Here is a 19,612-nt window from a genome sequence, read left to right as displayed (position 1 = left end):
CTGTTAACATCAACTCGTCTGATGTACACTGGATTTATAATAACGACGAAGGAGAAATGAGTGATGAAACGATCTACGCTTGAACGCTGGTGGGTTGGCATACCTCTTATCGCTATTGGTGCAATGATCTTGCTCAAACAATTGGGATATGACATTGATGTAGGATATATTTTCAGAACATATTGGCCGGTGTTCCTCATCTGGTGGGGAGTCAAAGGTTTGACGGAAATTCGGCGTCATGGTGGATACGCGGCGTTTGGGCCAGTGATCGTCTTGTCTATAGGCGGATTTTTTCTTGCACGTAATCTGGGCGTGATCGGATACTCAATCGGAGAATTCATTCGCTATCTGATCCCGATTCTGTTGATTGGTGGCGGTTTGTATGTATTGATCGGACCAGGGCATCGTGACCGAAAACATCAAGGAAAAGGAAGTATGACCCCGCCTTCGCCTCCTGAGCAGCCATATAAGCCTTTGTCTGATAAGGATTTGGAGATGCCTTCGTCATTCGACGAAGAGTTCGAGAAAACGTTTGGCAAGCCAAATCAGGAATCCGTGTCAGGCAAGCAGCAATCGTTTCATTCGGGTGAGCAGCAGCAGAATGTAAACGGCGGCGATAAGGATTCGTTTGACAAGCACTACAATACCCATTCGGGAGAACAGAAATATGGAGGCTTCGGTCACTCCCACAGCTATGGTTATCAAGAAGATTACGGAACCAAAACTTTTAATAAATCTACGTTTATTGGCGATTTTCATATGGGTAAGGAGGTATTCTCACTTAAACCGATGAATATCTCATCATTTATTGGGGATACGGTGATTGACTTGACCAAAGCACAAATTCCTTATGGAGAGACCAAAATTGTCATTTCACATTTTATCGGTGATGTGAAGGTATTTGTTCCAGAGGATATGGATCTCGGCATCTCGCTCACAACGAATTCGTTTATCGGAGACATGAAGCTTCTGGATCACAAACGTGGCGGTTTTATGGGCAGCGCGCAGGAAGAAACTCCGCATTATATGGAAACTGGTAAAAAAGTGCGAATTATCGCCAGTGTATTTATCGGTGACGTCAAAGTGAATAAGGTGGGTTAACACATGATTCGAACGATTCTCAAAGCAAACAAGTGGGAACTGATGACGTATTTTGTGTTAACCGGGTTAATTACAGTGGTTGGGTTCTATCTGTTATTTGGTGATGTGTTGTTATTAGTCACAAATCGCAACCGGGCATGGACTTTTATTGGAGTTGTTATTGCAGGCACGATTGTTACGGGGTATATCGCGGCGCTTCGCCTGCAACGGAAAATTGATCTGCTCGATCTGAATATGCTTAAAGTGTCCAAGGGCAATATGGCTGTACGTATGCCGGAGGCTGACGATGCTTCATTCGGGCGGGTGTATCAGGAATTTAATGTGATGATGGAATCCATCGAAAATAAAATGAGATTGCTTCAGCGGCTGGGCGAGCAGGAAGTCATTGAGAAGGAGCAGGCATCTGAACGTGCAGTGATTGAGGAACGCAAGCGAATGGCAAGAGACCTGCATGACACTGTCAGCCAGCAATTGTTCGCCATGCATATGTCGGCTTCATCGCTGCCGCGTCTGCTGGAGATGAATCCTGAGCATGGACGCAATGTACTGGACCAATTAATTCAGATGTCTCATACTGCACAGCGTCAGATGCGCGGATTGATTGCCCAGCTTCGCCCGGTAGAGCTGGAAGGGCGTGATCTGGCAGCTGCGCTGGACAGCTGGTTCCCTGACTACTGCCGGCAAAACGGACTTAAAGGCGTGAAAGAGCTGGAACTGGATGGCGGAGTCTCGGATGCCATTGAGCACCAGCTGTTTCTCATTATTCAGGAGGCTGTAGCGAATGTGGTTAAACATGCAGAAGCCGGACTGGTTAGCCTGGCGATTCGGGAATCTGAGCATCAGATCAGCATGAGCATCAGTGATGACGGGCATGGTTTCCTGCAGCAAACCGAACGTCCGGGGTCATACGGTTTGTCTACGATGCGGGAACGAGCGGAGAAGCTTGGCGGACAGGTTCAGATTATATCCAAGCCTGGAGCCGGCACAACGGTGCGGGTGCTGATCCCTAAATTTCAGAATGTGTCAGAGGGGGAAACGGAATGAACGGCAAAGTTAACGTAATGATTGTGGATGACCATGATATGGTTCGGATGGGGTTGAAAACATATCTGATGCTGGAGCCTGCTTTTCATGTGATGGCAGAAGCGGGGAATGGTCAGGACGCGCTGGAACAGCTTCGTCAGATGAAGGATACGCATAAGCCGGACCTGATTCTCATGGACCTGATGATGCCCGTCATGAATGGAGCTGAGGCGACTGAGGCCATCATGTCCGAATTTCCGAATATGAAAATTGTGATGCTGACCAGTTTCCTGGAGGATGACCTTGTTGTGCAAGCGATTGAAGCAGGAGCGGTCAGTTATGTGCTGAAAACCGTCTCTGCCGAAGAACTGATTTATGCTCTCCAAGGTGCGAACAGGGGCATGCCGGTGATGACGGGAGATGTGTCACAGGCTTTGACGAGAGGAATCCGGCAGCGCACAGCAAGAGAAAGTGAATCTGGACTTACGGAACGGGAGAAGGAAGTGCTGCTGCTTGTTGCAGAGGGGAAAACCAATAAAGATATTGGAGAAGAGTTACATATCAGTATCAAAACCGTCAAAACTCATGTAAGCAATCTGCTGATGAAATGTGAAATGGATGATCGCACGCAGCTGGCTATTTATGCTCATCGACAGGGCTGGGTGAAGAAAAATAGCTGAAAATGCTGCTATGACGGGAAAAAACAGCAAATATTGCATGCTTTTATCTCCTTTTTAATTGTTTTTAAGGTGCGATTAAGGTTCAAAGTACAAAATAAGGACAGTTAAAGAATATCTCTTGCGAATAAGAGATTGGGAGGTAGAGAGGCATGGACGAGCGTAATTATAGATCGAACCGACAAGATGAGGAAAAGGAAACGACACAAGCAGAAAATCGCAATTCTGCCGGCAATAATGATTCCTCGTATTATTATTCTTATGGACCGTTTCAGTCTGTGAATCAGGAAGATACAGCTGGCTCCGACGGGGCACGCCAAGAAGGAAATGTAGAGATTACGAGACCAGATCCGGTCAAGCCTGTTCCGACCTACTATAACAGCGGAGCTTCGGATCAGTCAGGCAGAATCTCTGGTGGTAGCGGTTCCGGGAACGGTGGCGGTCAAGGGAATGGCGGCAACAATAATGGTGGATGGAATTACAACAATCGCAGACCAAGGTCTTCAGTAAGATCCCTTCTGTTCTCATTTATTGCCGGTATGTTGGTTATCACGGTACTGATGTACACAGCAGACAGAACGAACATGTTTACCCCGCAGGCTTCGCTAACCAATGGAAATGAAACTGCTGCGCAGGAGACGCCAAGTAATACAGGCGGCGGAAATAACGTGACAGCATCTCTTCTGCCAACAGGCAAAGAGGATGTATCGTCCGTTGTTAAGCAAACCAGTCCAGCCGTTGTCAAGATTGAAACACTTGCGAAGCAGTCCTCTCGCAGCGGTTCAGGACAGGGAGGAGCCAATACCAATGATCCGCTGTATCAATACTTCTTTGGCGGCGGTAATGATAATGGGCTTGGTGGCAATCAAGGTCAGAGCGAGCAGCCTCAGGCCAGCAATCAACTTGTTCCACTGGGCATTGGTTCAGGATTCATTTTTGACAAAGACGGTTATATCCTGACCAATCAGCACGTCGTTCAGGGTGCAGACGTCATTCAGGTAACACTTGAAAACAACAGCAAGCCTTATGAAGCTAAATTGCTGGGCAGCAGCTTTGATCTGGATCTTGCGGTGCTGAAGATTGAGAAAAACAGCGGAGATAAAGACTTCCCGGTTGCGCCGCTGGGCAACTCAAACAACACCCAGGTTGGTGAATGGCTCGTAGCGATTGGTAACCCGGAAGGTTTCGAACACACCGTTACTGCGGGGGTTCTGAGTGCGAAAGAACGTACGATCAGTATTCCGGATCAGGAAACAGGAAAAACTCGTGAATACAGCCACCTGCTGCAAACAGATGCTTCGATTAACCCGGGGAACTCTGGTGGTCCATTGCTCAACCTGAATGGTGAAGTTATCGGCATGAACGTTGCTGTGAGTGCGGATGCACAGGGCATTGGTTTTGCAATACCATCGAGTGTGATCTCTGAAGCTGTGAAATATCTGAAAGAAAACAAGGATGTTCCTAAAGAACCTGTACCGTTCATTGGTGCGTCTCTTATGAACCTTACTCCAGAAGTAGCTAAACAAATGGGAACAAACATTACGGAAGGTTCAGTTGTAGCGAGCACGGTATACCAATCGCCAGCTTATCAGTCTGACCTGAGACCGTATGACATTATTACCGGCGTAAACGGTACTCCAAAAGCAACAAGCCAGGATCTGATTGATTTTATCAAGACTCAAAAAGTTGGCGGAGAGGTTACGCTGAATGTCGTTCGTGACGGCAAAAAGATTGATGTGAAGGTGAAAATCGGCAACAAAAATGATTTCAATACAGAACAAACACAGCAGCAATAATTGCGCATGATGCAAAAGCAAGCATAAGAACGGAAGGGTTTGACGGCCCTTCCGTTTTTTGCACTGTGCCCTTTTTATAGCTTCAAACCACGCTTGGAATGGAGAAGGTGCGAATCGAGCCTGGGCCTGTTACAATGGGAATACAAACGTTAGGGTAAAGGAGAAAGACCATGCGATCAACTATTTTAATTGTAGATGATGATGAAAAAATAGTATCAATGCTGCGCCGGGGGCTGGCATTTGAAGGATATGACGTACAAACAGCTTCCAACGGGGCAGAAGGCCTGAGCAAACTAATGGACAAAGAACCCGATATCGTAGTGCTTGATGTGATGATGCCGCAAATTGACGGCTTTGAAGTATGTCGCAGATTAAGGGAAGCCGGAAGCACAGTTCCGGTCTTGATGCTCACGGCCAAAGATGAGGTTCAGAGCAGAGTTACAGGACTGGATACCGGCGCTGATGATTATTTGGTAAAACCGTTCGCGCTGGAAGAGCTGCTCGCTCGCGTCCGGGCTTTGCTGCGCCGTAAATCCGATATCAGCAGTGTGGCCGATAACCGTCTGGTATATGAAGATATCATTTTGGATAATGATTCGCGTGAAGTGCTCCGGGATGGAAAACGTCTGGAGCTGACGGCGAAGGAATTCGAATTGCTGCATCTCTTTATGCAGAATCCTAGGCGGGTGTTGTCTCGAGATCTGATTATGGACAAAATCTGGGGATACGATTACAGCGGAGAATCCAACGTTCTGGAGGTCTACATCGCCATGCTGAGACAGAAGACGGAAGAGCATGGAGGTAAACGTGTCATTCAGACGATCCGGGGGGCCGGTTATATTTTGAGAGGTGACTCCTGACATGTCCATCCGGTTGAGACTAACCGCATGGTACTCTGGGATTCTGGCAGCCGTGCTGATTTTTTGGGGTGTCGTCATTTATGCGTTTGTATATTTTAATACGTACAATGAAGTAGAGCAGCAGCTGAGGGAAAAAAGTCTGAGGATCACGGAGCAGATCGGGTTTAATCCGTTATCGCAGACTCTTGATCTTGATCCGTATGCAGAGAGTCAGCTGCAAGAGGCTCAGATTTATATTCAATTGGTCGATTACCGGACGGGATCATACAAGTCCTCGGGCAATCTGGAGAAAGCAGGAATAGTATTCCCCATCGTCAATATTAATAATATTCGCGATGAAATTGGCATTTCCAAAATTACAGTGCATGGCATCCCTTTTCTGGTGAACCAGCAAGCTCTATCGCTTCAGGGGACCAATGAGATCAGAGGTTTGCTTCAGGTGGGTGCGAATGTCAGCTCACAGGAGCGTTTGTTGGAAGCGCTGCGGAACATTCTCGTCTTTGGCTGGCTGGTAGCCATGGCGCTTGCCATCACATCCGGTTTGATCCTGGCTCGCAAGTCAATGCGGCCACTGGTTTATGTGATCGATGCTGCTAATCAGATTCAATCAGGTGATGATCTCAGCGTTCGTATTCAGTACAACGGGCCAAAGGATGAGATCGGACGTCTGATCGAGACGGTGAACAATATGCTGGAGCGTACCGAATTGTCTTTCCGTGGGTTGGAAGAGACAAATGCCGCACAGCGCCGCTTTGTATCAGATGCTTCTCATGAATTGCGCACACCTCTGACAACGATTCGAGGCAATGTGGATTTCCTGAAAAAGCTGTGGGATCAGGAGGGCGGGGATCGCCCGAATCTGGATGAAGAAACGATCAGGCAGATGTCTCTGGAAGCGATCGAGGATATGGCCGATGAGGGCAAACGCATGAGCCGTCTGATCAGTGATATGTTGTCACTGGCGAGAGCGGATACAGGCCAGAAAATCGAGCTTAATCCGATTCCATTGCAAATTCTGGTACAGGAAGTGGCACGCAGAGCACAATTTCTGGATCGGCAAGCAGACTGGTCTCCAGGTGATCTGTCGATTCTGAATGGTATTTATGTGAACGGAAGCAAAGATTATTTGCAGCAGATGCTGTTTATTTTTATCGAGAATGCGTTTAAGTACACACCGGAGGGGTCTGTAACCCTGGATGCTGTCTTGTACAAAGGGCAGGTTGGACTGCGCATCAGCGATACAGGGATCGGCATGGAACGGGATCAGGTGCCGTTTATATTTGATCGCTTCTACCGTGCGGATGAATCCCGCGGAGCGACGCCGGGCATTGGACTCGGTTTATCCATTGCCAAATGGATCATCGAGGAGCATAACGGGTCTGTAGAAGTTGTGACAAGACGCGGCGAAGGAACAACGTTTATCATTTGGCTGCCGGTTGTCTTTGCCCCGCCTATTGAATAAAGGTATAATAGAAAAGACTGCAATTACAACGGCTGTACAGCCGGGAAAGAAAGCGGGTGGCAACAAAGTGGAAGTACTGCGAATTTCGCCGCGGGGATATTGTTACGGAGTTGTGGACGCCATGGTGCTGGCACGTCAGGCGGCACGCAATCTGGATTTACCACGGCCGATTTATATATTGGGCATGATTGTGCATAACCAACATGTGACAGATTCTTTTGAAGATGAAGGTATTATTACCCTTGACGGTCCTAATCGGATGGAGATTCTGAATCAGGTGGAGAGCGGCACGATCATTTTCACCGCGCACGGGGTATCACCGGAGGTGCGTAAGCTGGCTCGGGAGAAGGGGCTGACCACAGTGGATGCAACATGCCCTGATGTGACCAAGACACATGATCTGATTCGGGAGAAAACGGCCGAGGGATATGAGATTATTTACATTGGCAAGAAGAACCACCCTGAGCCAGAAGGGGCAATCGGTGTTGCGCCAGGCCATGTGCATCTGATCGAAAAGGAAGAGGAGATCGAAGGGCTGCGAGTGCCTGCGGGCAAAATTTTGATTACCAACCAGACAACGATGAGTCAATGGGATATCAAGCATATAATGAGCCGGCTATTGGAGAAGTTCCCCGGTGCCGAGATTCATAATGAAATATGTCTTGCTACACAGGTACGCCAAGAGGCAGTAGCTGAACAAGCAGGTCAGTCAGATCTGGTGATTGTCGTAGGTGATCCGCGCAGTAACAACTCCAATCGTCTGGCACAGGTGTCAGAGGAGATTGCGGGTGTGACTGCATACCGTGTATCGGATGTGTCCGAAATCCGGCAGGAGTGGCTAGAAGGTGTCCAGAAAGTGGCTGTGACATCAGGAGCTTCAACACCAACACCAATTACGAAGGAAGTTATTCAGTACCTGGAGCAGTATGAGCATGATCAGCCGGAGACTTGGGAAATCAAGCGTACGGTAAACATGAGTAAACTATTGCCTCCGGTTAGAGAGAAAACCCGCACCACATAATCTCGAAACGGGAACATCCTGCTGTGTCATTCCTTTATTGGATATGGCGAGCAGGATGTTTTTTTTATGCTCTGTGGAGACAAGTGCAGGTATGTTTCATCTTGACGAAGAGAAATAACTGTGATATATTTGCTTTAGTGATTAAAAGCTTAAAAGCGAACAAGCGTTTAAGTGCGACAGAGTTTGATCTGAATTTACATTCACAAATTAACACAACCAGACGAACAAAATACACACAGGTGCTCTTATAAAAGGAAGGATGGGAAAAATATGATCGTAATTGCAGGCAAGAATACTTCGGAGGATCAAATCCGGGATATCGTTAGTGTTATTGAAAAGGAAGGGCTTCAGGCACATGTCTCTCGCGGAGAGGATCGCACCATCATCGGTCTGATCGGTAAAGTGGAGCCGAAAATGCAGGAACATCTGCGCCAGATGAAGGGTGTAGAGAATGTGGTGAAGATTTCAAAATCGTACAAATTGGCAAGCCGTGACTTCCACCCGGAAGACACTGTCATCTCTATTAAAGGTGTAGATATCGGCGGCAAAGAGCTTGTCGTAATGGGCGGACCTTGTGCCGTTGAGTCTGCAGCACAGATTGATGAAATCGCTGGACTTGTTAAGGCTGCGGGCGGACAGGTGCTTCGCGGAGGTGCCTTCAAACCACGCACAGGCCCTTACAGCTTCCAGGGAACAGGTGTAGAAGGTTTGATCATGATGGCTGAAGCAGGACAGAAGCATAACCTGCTGACGATCACAGAGGTGATGACACCGGAGTATGTAGATATCTGTGCGGAGTACGCGGATATTTTGCAGGTGGGAACACGGAACATGCAGAACTTTGATTTGCTGCGCAAGCTGGGTGAGTGTGGTAAACCTGTATTGCTGAAACGTGGATTCAGTGCGACATACGATGAACTGCTTAATGCAGCAGAATACATTCTCGCAGGCGGTAATCCGAATGTAATGCTGTGTGAACGCGGTATCCGCACATTCGAGTCTTACACGCGAAATACGCTTGATCTGTCAGCAATCCCTGTATTGCAGTCTCTTAGCCATCTGCCAGTAATCTCTGACCCGAGCCATGGAACAGGCCGTCGTGAGCTGGTCGAGCCAATGACCAAAGCCTCGGTAGCTGCCGGAGCAAACGGTTTGATCATTGAGATGCATACCGATCCCGACAACTCTATGACTGGAGATGGCGTGCAATCCCTGTTCCCTGATCAGTTTGCTAACCTGCTGCAGGATCTGGAGAAATTAGCTCCGATTGTGGGCAAAACGTTTAACACAGCTAAACAGCCTGCTGACTTTTTCCCGGCACGTGTAGGGGTATAATTCAGCTGTATAACGGAAAATACCCATTCAAACCGGACTTTTGCCTCGAATTGTTCTTTGTGAACAATTGAGGGAGATGTCCGGTTTTTCGTCTATTTTACGCGGATGAACATATTTATTAATCAAAGGTGATAAGAAACATTTATGATGTTATGTTTTTCCATCATTTAGGCGATTTTCGGGGTTACTTCACCGCATTAAACCAGTCAAATGTAAACAAAAAACGTTGTTATATGAATTTATATGTATTCCAAAATGTAAGTATACCTAACATATCTTCAAAAAATACCTTACATAAGTATTGACGATGTCACATTTGAGATTTTATAATGACGACAGAAAAAAATTCGAATATATAGACATTTTCTTCGTGGGGTTGTTTAATGTTCGGAATATTTGGGAGGACGAATACATGTCGGTTGAAAACGTATTGAAATCAATTCAAGAGAACAACATCGAGTGGGTAGATTTTCGCTTTGTAGATTTGGCTGGTCGTGCGCATCATATCTCTTTGCCAGCTTCGGCTGTTGATGCAGACACGTTCGTAAATGGAGTAGCGTTTGATGGTTCTTCGATCCAAGGTTTCCGCGGTATTGAAGAGTCCGATATGGTTATGATGCCGGACCCTGAATCGACTTATGTCGATCCGTTCACTGCACACCCTACACTGAATGTTATGTGCGACATTTTCACACCGGATGGCGAGCGTTATGAGCGTGACCCGCGCAGCATCGCAGTGAAAGCTGAAGCTTTCCTGAAAGAAAGCGGCGTAGGTACTGCGGCGTTCTTCGCACCGGAATCCGAGTTTTTCATCTTCGACGATGTTCGTTATGAGAGCGGCACTAACAGCTCCTCTTATTATGTAGATTCCGAAGAAGCAGCATGGAACACTAACCGCAAAGAAGAAGGCGGTAACCTGGGCTTCAAAGTTCGCACAAAAGGCGGATATGTTCCAGTAGCACCAGTGGACACTCAACAAGATATTCGTAGTGAAATGTGCCGTTTGCTTGAAGAAGCCGGCTTGTCTATCGAGCGTCATCACCATGAAGTAGCAACAGCTGGTCAAGCTGAAATCAACTTCCGTTTTGATACGTTGAAGAAAACAGCAGATAACCTGCTTGTATACAAATACATCGTTCATAATACAGCACGTCAATATGGCAAAGTAGCAACGTTCATGCCAAAACCATTGTTTGGCGACAACGGCAGCGGAATGCACGTTCACCAATCCATCTTCGATGGTGACTCCCCATTGTTCTATGACAAAGGTGGATATGCAAACCTGAGCGAAATGGCTCTGCACTACATTGGCGGTATTCTGTACCATGCTCCGGCACTGATCGCTTTGACAAACCCGAGTACAAACTCGTTTAAACGTCTTGTACCTGGTTATGAAGCACCAGTTAACTTGGTATACTCCAAAGGTAACCGTTCCGCAGCTGTTCGTATCCCGGTTGCTGCTGTAACACCTAAAGGCTGTCGTATCGAGTTCCGTACACCTGACTCCACAGCTAACCCATACCTGGCATTCTCTGCAATGCTGATGGCGGGTCTGGATGGAATCAAACGCAAAATCAACCCGACTGAGCTTGGATATGGTCCACTGGACAAAAATATCTATGACCTGTCTGATGCAGATAAAGAAAACATCCGCAGTGTACCGGCTTCCCTCGAAGAAGCATTGGATGCACTCGCAGCTGACCACGAGTTCTTGACTGAAGGCGACGTATTCACAAAAGAATTCATCGATAATTATATCAACCTCAAGCGCGATGAAGCTAAAGCTGTTGCAATCCGCATTCATCCGCACGAGTACAGCCTTTACTTCGACTGCTAATCGGTCGGGGTCGGGACCCGAGTGGTTCCAGCTCAAAGCCTCCGGGAGTTGCTCTCGGAGGCTTTTCCTTGAAGCAAACAGTGCAGTGCTTTAACTTTTTAGGGTGATAAAGGAATTTGATAGCCTGGAATGCATTTTCAGTGCATATTTCCCTTGAAGCGGTCAGGGAATACTGATATCATAGCGATAATATTTACTTCATATGTCAGTTAAGGATGGAAAGGGCGGGGGATTTTGTGACAAAGAGAGCGTATAACTTTAATGCAGGACCAGCAGCATTGCCATTAGAAGTATTGGAGCGTGCCCAGGCGGAATTTGTAGATTTTCGTAATACAGGTATGTCGATCATGGAGATGTCTCACCGCGGGGCCGTGTACGAGTCTGTACATAATGAAGCCCAGGAGCGTCTGTTGTCGCTGCTAGGCAATCCAAAAGGATATAAAGTGCTCTTCCTGCAGGGCGGTGCAAGCACTCAGTTTGCGATGCTGCCGATGAATTTGCTCGGGGAAGGTCAGACAGCCAGTTACATCATGACAGGCAGCTGGGCCAAAAAGGCGCTGTCTGAAGCGAAGCTGATTGGTGAGACGCAGATTGCTGCATCATCGGAAGCAGATAAATTTATGAAATTGCCGGATGTTTCAAACCTGCAGCTGCCTGAGCGTACAGCGTATGTTCATATCACTTCCAACGAAACGATTGAAGGTACCCAGTTCAAGTCGTTTCCTGATACGGGATCTGCACCGCTTATTGCAGACATGTCGAGTGATATTTTCTGCAAACCGTTTGACCTGAATCAGTTTGGCATGATCTATGCAGGCGCTCAGAAAAACCTTGGACCTTCGGGCATTACGGTTGTAATCGCACGTGAGGAACTGGTAAGTGAATCTCCAAAAACGATTCCAACGATGTTCCGTTACAGTACACATGTGGACAACAACTCCCTGTACAATACACCGCCATCCTTCTCGGTTTATATGGTGAACGAAGTGCTGAAATGGATTGAAGAGCAGGGCGGTCTGGCTGGTGTAGAGCAGAAGAACATCAAAAAAGCCGAGCTGCTCTACAATACAATCGATTCTTCCGGTGATTTCTACCGTGGCTGTGTTGTGCCAGAAGACCGCTCGTTAATGAACGTGACGTTCCGTCTTGCATCTGAGGAGCTGGAGAAGAAATTCATTAAAGCTTCCGAGCAGGAAGGTTTTGTTGGCCTGAAAGGGCATCGTAGTGTAGGCGGCCTTCGCGCGTCTATCTACAATGCTGCACCATATGAGAGTGTTAAGGCACTTACTGACTTCATGAACCACTTCCAGCAAACAAACGGATAATTGAATGTAAGAAGACCAAAACTTACAGCAGTGAGCCTTCGATAAGCGGTTTTCACGGTTGAGCGGCAGCTGTTCCAAAGCCTTCCACATTGACGTGTGGGAGGCTTTTCTTTAGAATTAAAGGATTGTTGTAATTATGAACCTGAACTAAAAAAGGAGATCTAACACATATGGCATTACACATCGTTCTTGTTGAACCGGAGATTCCAGCTAACACAGGCAATATTTCGCGGACGTGTGCGGCAACGGGTACCCATCTGCATCTTGTTCGTCCATTGGGATTTCGGACAGATGATGCTACACTTAAACGTGCCGGACTGGACTACTGGCATGCGGTTCATATTGAATACCATGATTCGTTTGCTGAGGTGCAAGAGAAGTATGCAGGTGCACGTTTTTTCTACGCAACAACGAAAGCGAAAAATCGGTATAGTGATTTTGAATTTCAAGATGGAGACTTTCTCGTATTTGGCAAAGAAACAAAGGGGCTTCCGCCTGAATTAATTGCTGCAAATCCAGAGACTTGCATGAAAATGCCGATGACGGGAGACGTACGTTCGTTAAATCTTTCCAATTCGGCGGCAATTATTGTGTATGAGGCGCTGCGCCAGCTGGATTTTCCCGGTTTAGATTAGGGCGTGTCTTGAAACCTACTGAAGTGCACCTTTTACCCCCTTTTCGCCCCCTGCTACGTCACTTCCCCTTGACGTGCCCCGGCACGCCTTCGGGAAACTTCCTTGCTTGGAACGAAAATTCGGCAAAATCTGCTTTCTTCAGAGTTTTTAGACACGCCCTAGTAAAATCACCTGCAAAATGAGGTTAGAATTCGCTGAAAAAACATTTTTCAAAAAAAAGGACAAAAAATGTTTATTTCCAGCAGGATTCGACAAAATTTTGGCGAATCTATAGATATAGTACTAATGTACCTAGAAATTCAGAGTAAGATAGGAGAGGTGTGCCGTAGCTATGAAGCCAGCTGGAGTAGTTCGCAAAGTTGACCAATTGGGTAGGATCGTATTGCCTAAATCTTTGCGTAAAAGGTATCAAATGAATGAAGGAGATCCTGTAGAAATTCTAGTGCAAGGGGATCATATTATTCTGGAAAGATACCGCCCGAAATGTATTTTCTGCGGTTCGATGGAAGATGTCAATGACTTTAAAGAGCGTTACATATGCGCACAATGCTTGGAAGAAATGACTCAGCTATCATAAGAAGAAAATCAAATGCAAAAACGCCATTAAGCTCTTGAGCTCGATGGCGTTTTTGTATATTTAGATAAAATGAATCACCGGATGAAATCGGCTCCTCCTCGATCACTCTGTCATCGTATTACCGTGTGATCAGCTCTATTTCAGTTTAATATAGGCAGAATTTGCGCCCAAACGGCATCAAGAATGCCTTGCATATTCTCTTCCTGGCTATTGATGCTGATGACTGCATGTTTGGAAGGCAGCATGATGCAGAATTGACCATAAGCTCCATCGGCACGATAAGCACCATGCGTGCACATCCAGAATTGATAACCATAGCCTTGTCCCCAATCTCCGTTTCCATTCCCGCTTGTATCTATTTGCTTCCGCGTAGCAGCTCTGATCCACTCGGCAGGAACAAGCTGCTGATGATTCCAGAGGCCTTCCTGAAGGATAAACTGACCGAATCGGCTTAATTCCTCATTAGTCAACCATAGACCCGCACAACCCAGAGTCACGCCTAGAGGAGAAGTCTCCCACTCAATTTCATGCATACCTAGTGGTTCAAACAGTCGTGGAATGAGGTAATCTTTAACTGTTTGGCCGATTGCTGCCTGCAGCATGGCCGAAATCATAAATGTATCACCGCTGCTGTATGTAAAATGCGTTCCAGGCATTCGGTCAAGTGATAGAGACATGTAATGTTTCGCCCAGTCTTTTTCCTGTAAGGAAGCTCGTTCGTCTGCCCAGAGCGGGGGAGAATCATGGCCCGAAGACATACGAAGAAGATCCCGAAGTGTAATCTCCCGCGGGGAAGGAAGCTGTGAGGAACTGGATTGTAATTGATCATAAGGGAAATAATCACCCAGCCTTGCATCCAGATGAATAAGGCCTTCCTGAACGGCCAGGCCGACGGCCATGCAGGTGAAGGATTTGCTGACAGAATGCTGTACACGGCGGTAATCGGTATTCTGATGCCACTCGTCCAAGAGCCGTCCATGCTGCAGTATGCGTACAGAATGAACCTGAAGCTGCTGCGTTGTAATGGTGTCAATGAAGCCATTCAGTTGTTCAGACATGATACCCTCCTGATTTAAGAAAAAATCCGATTTGTTTCCATCAAAAATGCATTTGTTTTAATCTGGTGAAACGTTTCCGCAATCTGATCACAAAATTAGAACTCATGTTAGTACAAACTTGCTTCAATGTCAATTCAGGTGCAAAAATGGATGGTTAAACCTTAATATGCTAACAATAAAAGTGTCTTTTGGATCAAAATTGAAGCTGTTTAGTCACTGTTTTGATAAAATAACGCGAAAAATGTAAAAAGGTTATTGACAGGATTTACTCATCGGGATTATGATTTATTCGAAACGATTCGAAGAAATCGCTTCCAAGTAAAATGTTGATATTTTAAGTCTTATTAAATCAACGTTGGTTATGTTTGAAACGATTCGAGAGAATCGTTTCGATAACAGAGCTTTCACGGGGAGTATGAGAGAACGTCACAGCACACAGAGAAAAAGAGATTCGCAGTAAGCCGTAGTCAACAGCGGCAAAGCTGAAAGGGGTTACGAAATGGCGCATATTACGATCGAAACCGGATCGCCTACATTATGCATGAATACCAGCATACATGTGGTGTCCAGTGACTCCGGAGAGACTTCAGGCGGTACACTATATCTGCTCCACGGGGCTGGAGACAATGCGAGCACTTGGCAACGTTTAACCACCATTGAGATGTACGCAGCCCATTACGGCTGTACCGTCATCATGCCGGAAGCAAACCGTAGTTATTACACCGATATGGAATACGGCCTGAATTACTTCCACTACATCACTAAGGAGTTGCCCGAAATATGCGGAAAACTGCTCCGGCTTAATACCGATCCGGCCAAAACGTTTGTTGCCGGGTTATCCATGGGGGGGTACGGCGCTTTAAAATGCGGCCTGACTTATCCTGAGCGATATAGCAAGATCGTATCGTTATCCGGGGTGACGAATCTTCAAGCAAGGCTTCGTGATCCGCACATGCCCGAAGGCATGGTCAAGGAAATGAAAGCGGTTTTTGGGGAACGGTTACAGGTGAAGGCGGATCAGGATATTTACGCATTGTCGGCCAAGCTGCTGGAGCAGGGAGCCCCCTTGCCGAAGATTCTGAGCTGCTGCGGTGACCATGATCCGTTTGTGGACATGAACCGGGACTACGCCGAGTACATGCAGGGAACTGCATTTGATTTTCGGTATGTGGAGACACCGGGGACGCATGAATGGAGATTTTGGGAACAGCATCTGAAAACGATGTTTGATTTTCTTTACAACGACAACACCATAGTAGAGTGAGGAGATGCAAATTGAAACCTGCAGCCGAAGGACCTAGCAAAAAGCTGAAGGCAAACATGAGAGGCAAGTCGCTTTGGACTGAAATCTGGAAGCACCGAATGACGTATACCCTGCTTGTACCCGGGCTTGTCTGGTTGATCCTGTTTGCTTACATGCCGATGGGCGGCCTGTCACTGGCATTTAAGGATTACAAGGCAAATCTGGGAATCTGGGGAAGCCCTTGGAGCGGATTTGAGAATTTCAAATACGTCTTCCGTGATCCAACCTTTATTGATGCCGTATGGCGCACCTTGTACATTAACATTCTGAAACTGATTATTCAGTTCCCGTTTCCGATCATTCTGGCATTGCTGCTGAATGAATTGCGGATGCGCAGAGGGAAAAAGTGGTTCCAGACCATTCTGACATTCCCGCACTTCCTGTCCTGGATTATCGTATCCGGGGTTGTGATCAACGTGCTTGCTTATGACGGATTGGTAAATAGTGCACTCTCGTTACTGGGACTGCCAACGATTAATTTCCTGGGATCTGAATCCAACTTTGTTCCGATGCTGCTTCTGACGGATATCTGGAAATCGAGCGGCTGGGGTGCGATTATCTTCCTCGCGGCGATCTCGGGTATCGATCAGGACCAGTATGAGTCTGCACAGATTGACGGGGCATCCCGGATGCAGCAAATGTTCCGCATTACCCTGCCGAACATCCTTCCTACGATTACGGTTATGTTTATTTTGTCCGTCGGCGGATTGATGTCCTCTGGTTTCGACCAGATCTTCAACTTGGCGAATGCAGCAACGAAAAATGTATCGGAAGTGCTGGATGTATATATCTACCGGATTACGTTCCAGTCCTCGACCGACTTCTCATTCTCGACAGCGGTCAGCTTGTTCCGTTCCCTGGTGAATATGGTGCTGCTGCTGCTGGCTGACAGATTTGCCAAGTGGCTTGGCGGAGATGGTTTGTTCCGATAAGAAAGGAGGAGTAAGAAATGAGCAAGAAGGCTGGAAGAAAGCCGAAGATTGGCACGGAACGAATGACCGTGCTTGATTATGTGATCTTCGCGATTTTGTTAGTGCTGGCACTGATGATCCTGATTCCGTTCTGGAATGTCATTATGATCTCGTTTGCAACACAAAAAGAGTATGCTGAAAATCCGTTCCTGATGTTCCCGAAAGAATTCACGTTGGACTCTTACAGAGCGTTGTTCGCTGACGGAAGCATCCTGTCGGGTTACAAAAATACATTGATTTTGCTTGTGATCGGATTGCCGCTCAGCTTGTTCCTGACAACAAGTATGGCTTATGGTCTGAGCCGCAGCAATTTCCCGTTCAAAAAGTTTATCTTTTTCCTGGTATTGTTCACCATGATTTTTAACGGAGGTATCGTTCCACTGTACCTCATTATGAAATCCTTGCATCTTACAGGTACGTTATGGTCCGTCATTCTGGCGGGAAGCTTCAGTGCCTTTAACATGATCCTGATGATGAACTACTTCTACACCTTGCCTGAATCGCTAATGGAGTCGGCAAGGCTGGATGGTGCAGGGGAATGGAGAATTTTGTTCTCCGTAGTCCTTCCACTGGCGACACCGATTATGGCTACAATCACGCTTTTCTATGGCGTAGCCTACTGGAATAGCTGGTATGATGCGATGATCTTCCTGCGAAAAGCAGATCAGTTACCGCTGCAAAACGTGCTGAGGAACATCATAGTGACTTCCACAACGAATGCATCCAACGCATCCAGTGTGGATGCAGTAAAACTTAGCAGCTTCTCTATGGGTATGAAGATGGCTGCGGTATTTGTCACGATGGTACCAATTATGTGTTTCTTCCCAATGCTGCAAAAGCACTTTGCCAAAGGGGTATTAACAGGGGCTATCAAGACCTGATATACACATAGGATTTCAATGCATTAGAAATTCGACTAAAAACATGGGGGTAAAAGCATGAAAACGGGCAAAAAGTTGTCAGTCAAATCGTTATTTGCGATCACACTCTGTCTCTTGATGTTGGTAGTATCGGCTTGTTCCAACAGCAGCAGTTCAGAAGGTGGCAACGAGAAGGATGCGGAAGGAAATTACAAAGATAACCTGACGATTTCTGTAGCGAACCTGACTGAAGTGAAAAACGGAAACATGGACAATGAGTTCCACAAGTTCTGGGAAGACAAATTCAACATTAAATGGGATTACAACTATATTGACTGGGATTCCTGGGGTGAAAAGCTTCGTCTGTGGATCAACTCTGGCGACCTGCCGGATGTAGCGGTATGGAACTATGTACACGGCGATGCAATCAATAATATTGATCAAGGCTTGTTCTACAAGTTTCCGGATGACTGGAAAGAGCGCTGGCCAAACGTTGCTGCAGCATACAAGCTGACAGGACTTGGCGACAAGCTGGAAGAATTGACAGGCGGTACGTATGTGCTTCCTAGACCGATCTATTTTGAAAACAAACCGGCAGACCCGTTGACGAATCAAATCGGTGTTATCGCTCTTCGCAAAGACTGGGCGGAAGCTGTCGGTTTTGAACTGAAAGATGCGTACACGACTTCTGAATTGAATCAATTTGCTGAACTTGTGAAAGAAAAAGACCCAGGCAAAGTGGGCAACAAATTGGTGCCATTGTCTTACAATGCTGCCGATGCTATGACTAACATCATTATGCCTAACAGTGTGCATGCGATGACAGATGTTCCTTTCTACAAAGGTGAAGATGGTAAGTTCCATTGGGGTCCTGCAGACCCGGAAACGTTGACTGGCCTGAAATTGATGCAAAAAGCATACAAGGATGGACTGCTTAACCCAGAGTTCTACACCTGGAAAAACAATGAAGGACAAAACAACTTCAAAGTAACAGGTACTGCTGCTGTAACCAGTCTTGGTGGACTGGCTTCTTACAGACAAGGTTTGGATTCCGATATGAGAAAAAATCTTGGTGTCGACAGTGATGATCTTGTTCACACAGCGATCGTGCTGGGCGATGATGGTAAGTATCGCAATATGGAACAAGCGAACTTCTGGTCTGCTCTGATCTTCAATCCGAACATCAGTGACGAGAAATTCGAACGCATCATGGATCTGATCGATTACTCCGCAACCAAAGAAGGACAACTGCTGATCAACATGGGCTTCGAAGGCAAGGACTGGAAATACGATGACAATAAAGAACTCGTAAACTTGTTGCCTGAAGGAACAACGCTGGAAGACAAATACCCTGCACGTTTCGAAGGACTGTACCTTCTGGGAGATGACTTCAGTGTCGTAAACCCTGCAATCAAAAAAGATTATCGTGACAGAGCAGTAGAGCTGTTCCAGGAAAAAGCAAAATTAGGTACAGAAAGCAAATCACTGGCACCATACGATTGGGATGTTAATCTGTACGATTCCAAAGCGAAAAGTCAAGCTTCTTTCGATTATCAAAACGAATATGCCAACTTGATCCTCAAAGGCGGAGATTTGGAAGCCAACTGGAAAGAGTGGGTTAACAGCAAAATGTCATTGGTTCAACCATATCTGGACGAACTGAACGAGAAATTCTAGTAATTGAAAAGCAGTAATGAACAGGATGGGGATGGCAGGAGCGTTCTGTCTCCCGTCTGATTGAACCCGGTGCGCGGTCTCTCCCCGAACGCAG

The 19,612-nt window shown here is 46.6% G+C and carries 17 protein-coding genes; 16 read left to right on the top strand and 1 reads right to left on the bottom strand.

Translation table 11 applies throughout. The features are described from left to right. Nucleotides 1-63: 63 nt before the first annotated feature. The 12 genes from liaF (at nucleotide 64) to IEW26_RS10805 (ending at nucleotide 13,649) form a co-directional block, all read left to right on the top strand. Nucleotides 64-1,101: a cell wall-active antibiotics response protein LiaF gene (gene liaF / locus IEW26_RS10860; RefSeq protein WP_188592449.1), complete on the top strand. Its 1,038-nt coding sequence runs from the start codon at nucleotides 64-66 to the stop codon at nucleotides 1,099-1,101. 3 nt (nucleotides 1,102-1,104) lie between these two features. Continuing rightward, nucleotides 1,105-2,145 carry a sensor histidine kinase gene (locus tag IEW26_RS10855; RefSeq protein ID WP_188592448.1) on the top strand — a complete coding sequence of 347 codons (1,041 nt, stop codon included), beginning with the start codon at nucleotides 1,105-1,107 and terminating at the stop codon, nucleotides 2,143-2,145. Continuing rightward, complete coding sequence (locus IEW26_RS10850; RefSeq protein ID WP_145403069.1) at nucleotides 2,142-2,804, top strand: response regulator; 663 nt, start codon at nucleotides 2,142-2,144, stop codon at nucleotides 2,802-2,804. Before IEW26_RS10855 ends, IEW26_RS10850 begins: the two co-directional genes overlap by 4 nt. A 149-nt stretch (nucleotides 2,805-2,953) precedes the next feature. Further along, on the top strand, nucleotides 2,954-4,597 hold the full coding sequence (locus IEW26_RS10845) for a S1C family serine protease (RefSeq protein WP_145403068.1): 1,644 nt from the start codon (nucleotides 2,954-2,956) through the stop codon (nucleotides 4,595-4,597). Between the two features lie 170 nt (nucleotides 4,598-4,767). Next, on the top strand, nucleotides 4,768-5,457 hold the full coding sequence (locus IEW26_RS10840; protein ID WP_111272312.1) for a response regulator transcription factor: 690 nt from the start codon (nucleotides 4,768-4,770) through the stop codon (nucleotides 5,455-5,457). 1 nt (nucleotide 5,458) lies between these two features. Next, on the top strand, nucleotides 5,459-6,919 hold the full coding sequence (locus tag IEW26_RS10835; RefSeq protein WP_145403067.1) for a sensor histidine kinase: 1,461 nt from the start codon (nucleotides 5,459-5,461) through the stop codon (nucleotides 6,917-6,919). 67 nt (nucleotides 6,920-6,986) lie between these two features. Beyond that, nucleotides 6,987-7,940, top strand: a complete 954-nt coding sequence (locus tag IEW26_RS10830) for a 4-hydroxy-3-methylbut-2-enyl diphosphate reductase (RefSeq protein ID WP_111272310.1) — start codon at nucleotides 6,987-6,989, stop codon at nucleotides 7,938-7,940. Nucleotides 7,941-8,210: 270 nt separating this feature from the next. Next, a complete protein-coding gene (gene aroF, locus IEW26_RS10825) occupies nucleotides 8,211-9,275 on the top strand; it encodes a 3-deoxy-7-phosphoheptulonate synthase (protein WP_111272448.1) in 1,065 nt (354 codons plus the stop codon). Between the two features lie 412 nt (nucleotides 9,276-9,687). Next, a complete protein-coding gene (glnA, locus tag IEW26_RS10820; protein WP_111272309.1) occupies nucleotides 9,688-11,112 on the top strand; it encodes a type I glutamate--ammonia ligase in 1,425 nt (474 codons plus the stop codon). Between the two features lie 215 nt (nucleotides 11,113-11,327). Next, complete coding sequence (gene serC / locus IEW26_RS10815; protein ID WP_186322947.1) at nucleotides 11,328-12,437, top strand: 3-phosphoserine/phosphohydroxythreonine transaminase; 1,110 nt, start codon at nucleotides 11,328-11,330, stop codon at nucleotides 12,435-12,437. Nucleotides 12,438-12,607: 170 nt separating this feature from the next. Next, entirely contained in the window at nucleotides 12,608-13,072 is a 465-nt protein-coding gene (gene trmL, locus IEW26_RS10810) for a tRNA (uridine(34)/cytosine(34)/5-carboxymethylaminomethyluridine(34)-2'-O)-methyltransferase TrmL (protein ID WP_111272307.1), read from the top strand. A 331-nt stretch (nucleotides 13,073-13,403) separates the two neighbouring features. Beyond that, nucleotides 13,404-13,649 carry an AbrB/MazE/SpoVT family DNA-binding domain-containing protein gene (locus tag IEW26_RS10805; RefSeq protein ID WP_090919903.1) on the top strand — a complete coding sequence of 82 codons (246 nt, stop codon included), beginning with the start codon at nucleotides 13,404-13,406 and terminating at the stop codon, nucleotides 13,647-13,649. A 140-nt stretch (nucleotides 13,650-13,789) separates the two neighbouring features. On the opposite strand, the gene IEW26_RS10800 is transcribed toward IEW26_RS10805, so the two are convergent. Then, nucleotides 13,790-14,707 (bottom strand): serine hydrolase domain-containing protein, encoded by a 918-nt coding sequence (locus IEW26_RS10800; RefSeq protein ID WP_188592447.1) that lies wholly within the window; start codon nucleotides 14,705-14,707, stop codon nucleotides 13,790-13,792. A 499-nt stretch (nucleotides 14,708-15,206) separates the two neighbouring features. On the opposite strand from IEW26_RS10800, the gene IEW26_RS10795 reads away from it, so the two are divergent. From IEW26_RS10795 to IEW26_RS10780, 4 genes are read left to right on the top strand one after another with little or no spacing between them, the layout of a single operon-like run. Continuing rightward, a complete protein-coding gene (locus IEW26_RS10795; RefSeq protein WP_111271453.1) occupies nucleotides 15,207-15,971 on the top strand; it encodes an alpha/beta hydrolase in 765 nt (254 codons plus the stop codon). A gap of 11 nt (nucleotides 15,972-15,982) precedes the next feature. Beyond that, nucleotides 15,983-16,942 carry an ABC transporter permease gene (locus tag IEW26_RS10790; RefSeq protein WP_111271454.1) on the top strand — a complete coding sequence of 320 codons (960 nt, stop codon included), beginning with the start codon at nucleotides 15,983-15,985 and terminating at the stop codon, nucleotides 16,940-16,942. A gap of 17 nt (nucleotides 16,943-16,959) precedes the next feature. Further along, nucleotides 16,960-17,862 (top strand): carbohydrate ABC transporter permease, encoded by a 903-nt coding sequence (locus IEW26_RS10785; protein WP_145403062.1) that lies wholly within the window; start codon nucleotides 16,960-16,962, stop codon nucleotides 17,860-17,862. 57 nt (nucleotides 17,863-17,919) lie between these two features. Further along, nucleotides 17,920-19,518: a type 2 periplasmic-binding domain-containing protein gene (locus tag IEW26_RS10780; RefSeq protein ID WP_145403061.1), complete on the top strand. Its 1,599-nt coding sequence runs from the start codon at nucleotides 17,920-17,922 to the stop codon at nucleotides 19,516-19,518. The last annotated feature ends 94 nt before the right edge of the window (nucleotides 19,519-19,612 follow it).

Source organism: Paenibacillus silvae (genome assembly GCF_014639235.1).
In the GTDB taxonomy this organism is placed as follows: Bacteria; Bacillota; Bacilli; order Paenibacillales; family Paenibacillaceae; genus Paenibacillus; species Paenibacillus silvae.
This window is presented reverse-complemented; position numbering and strand designations above follow the sequence as displayed.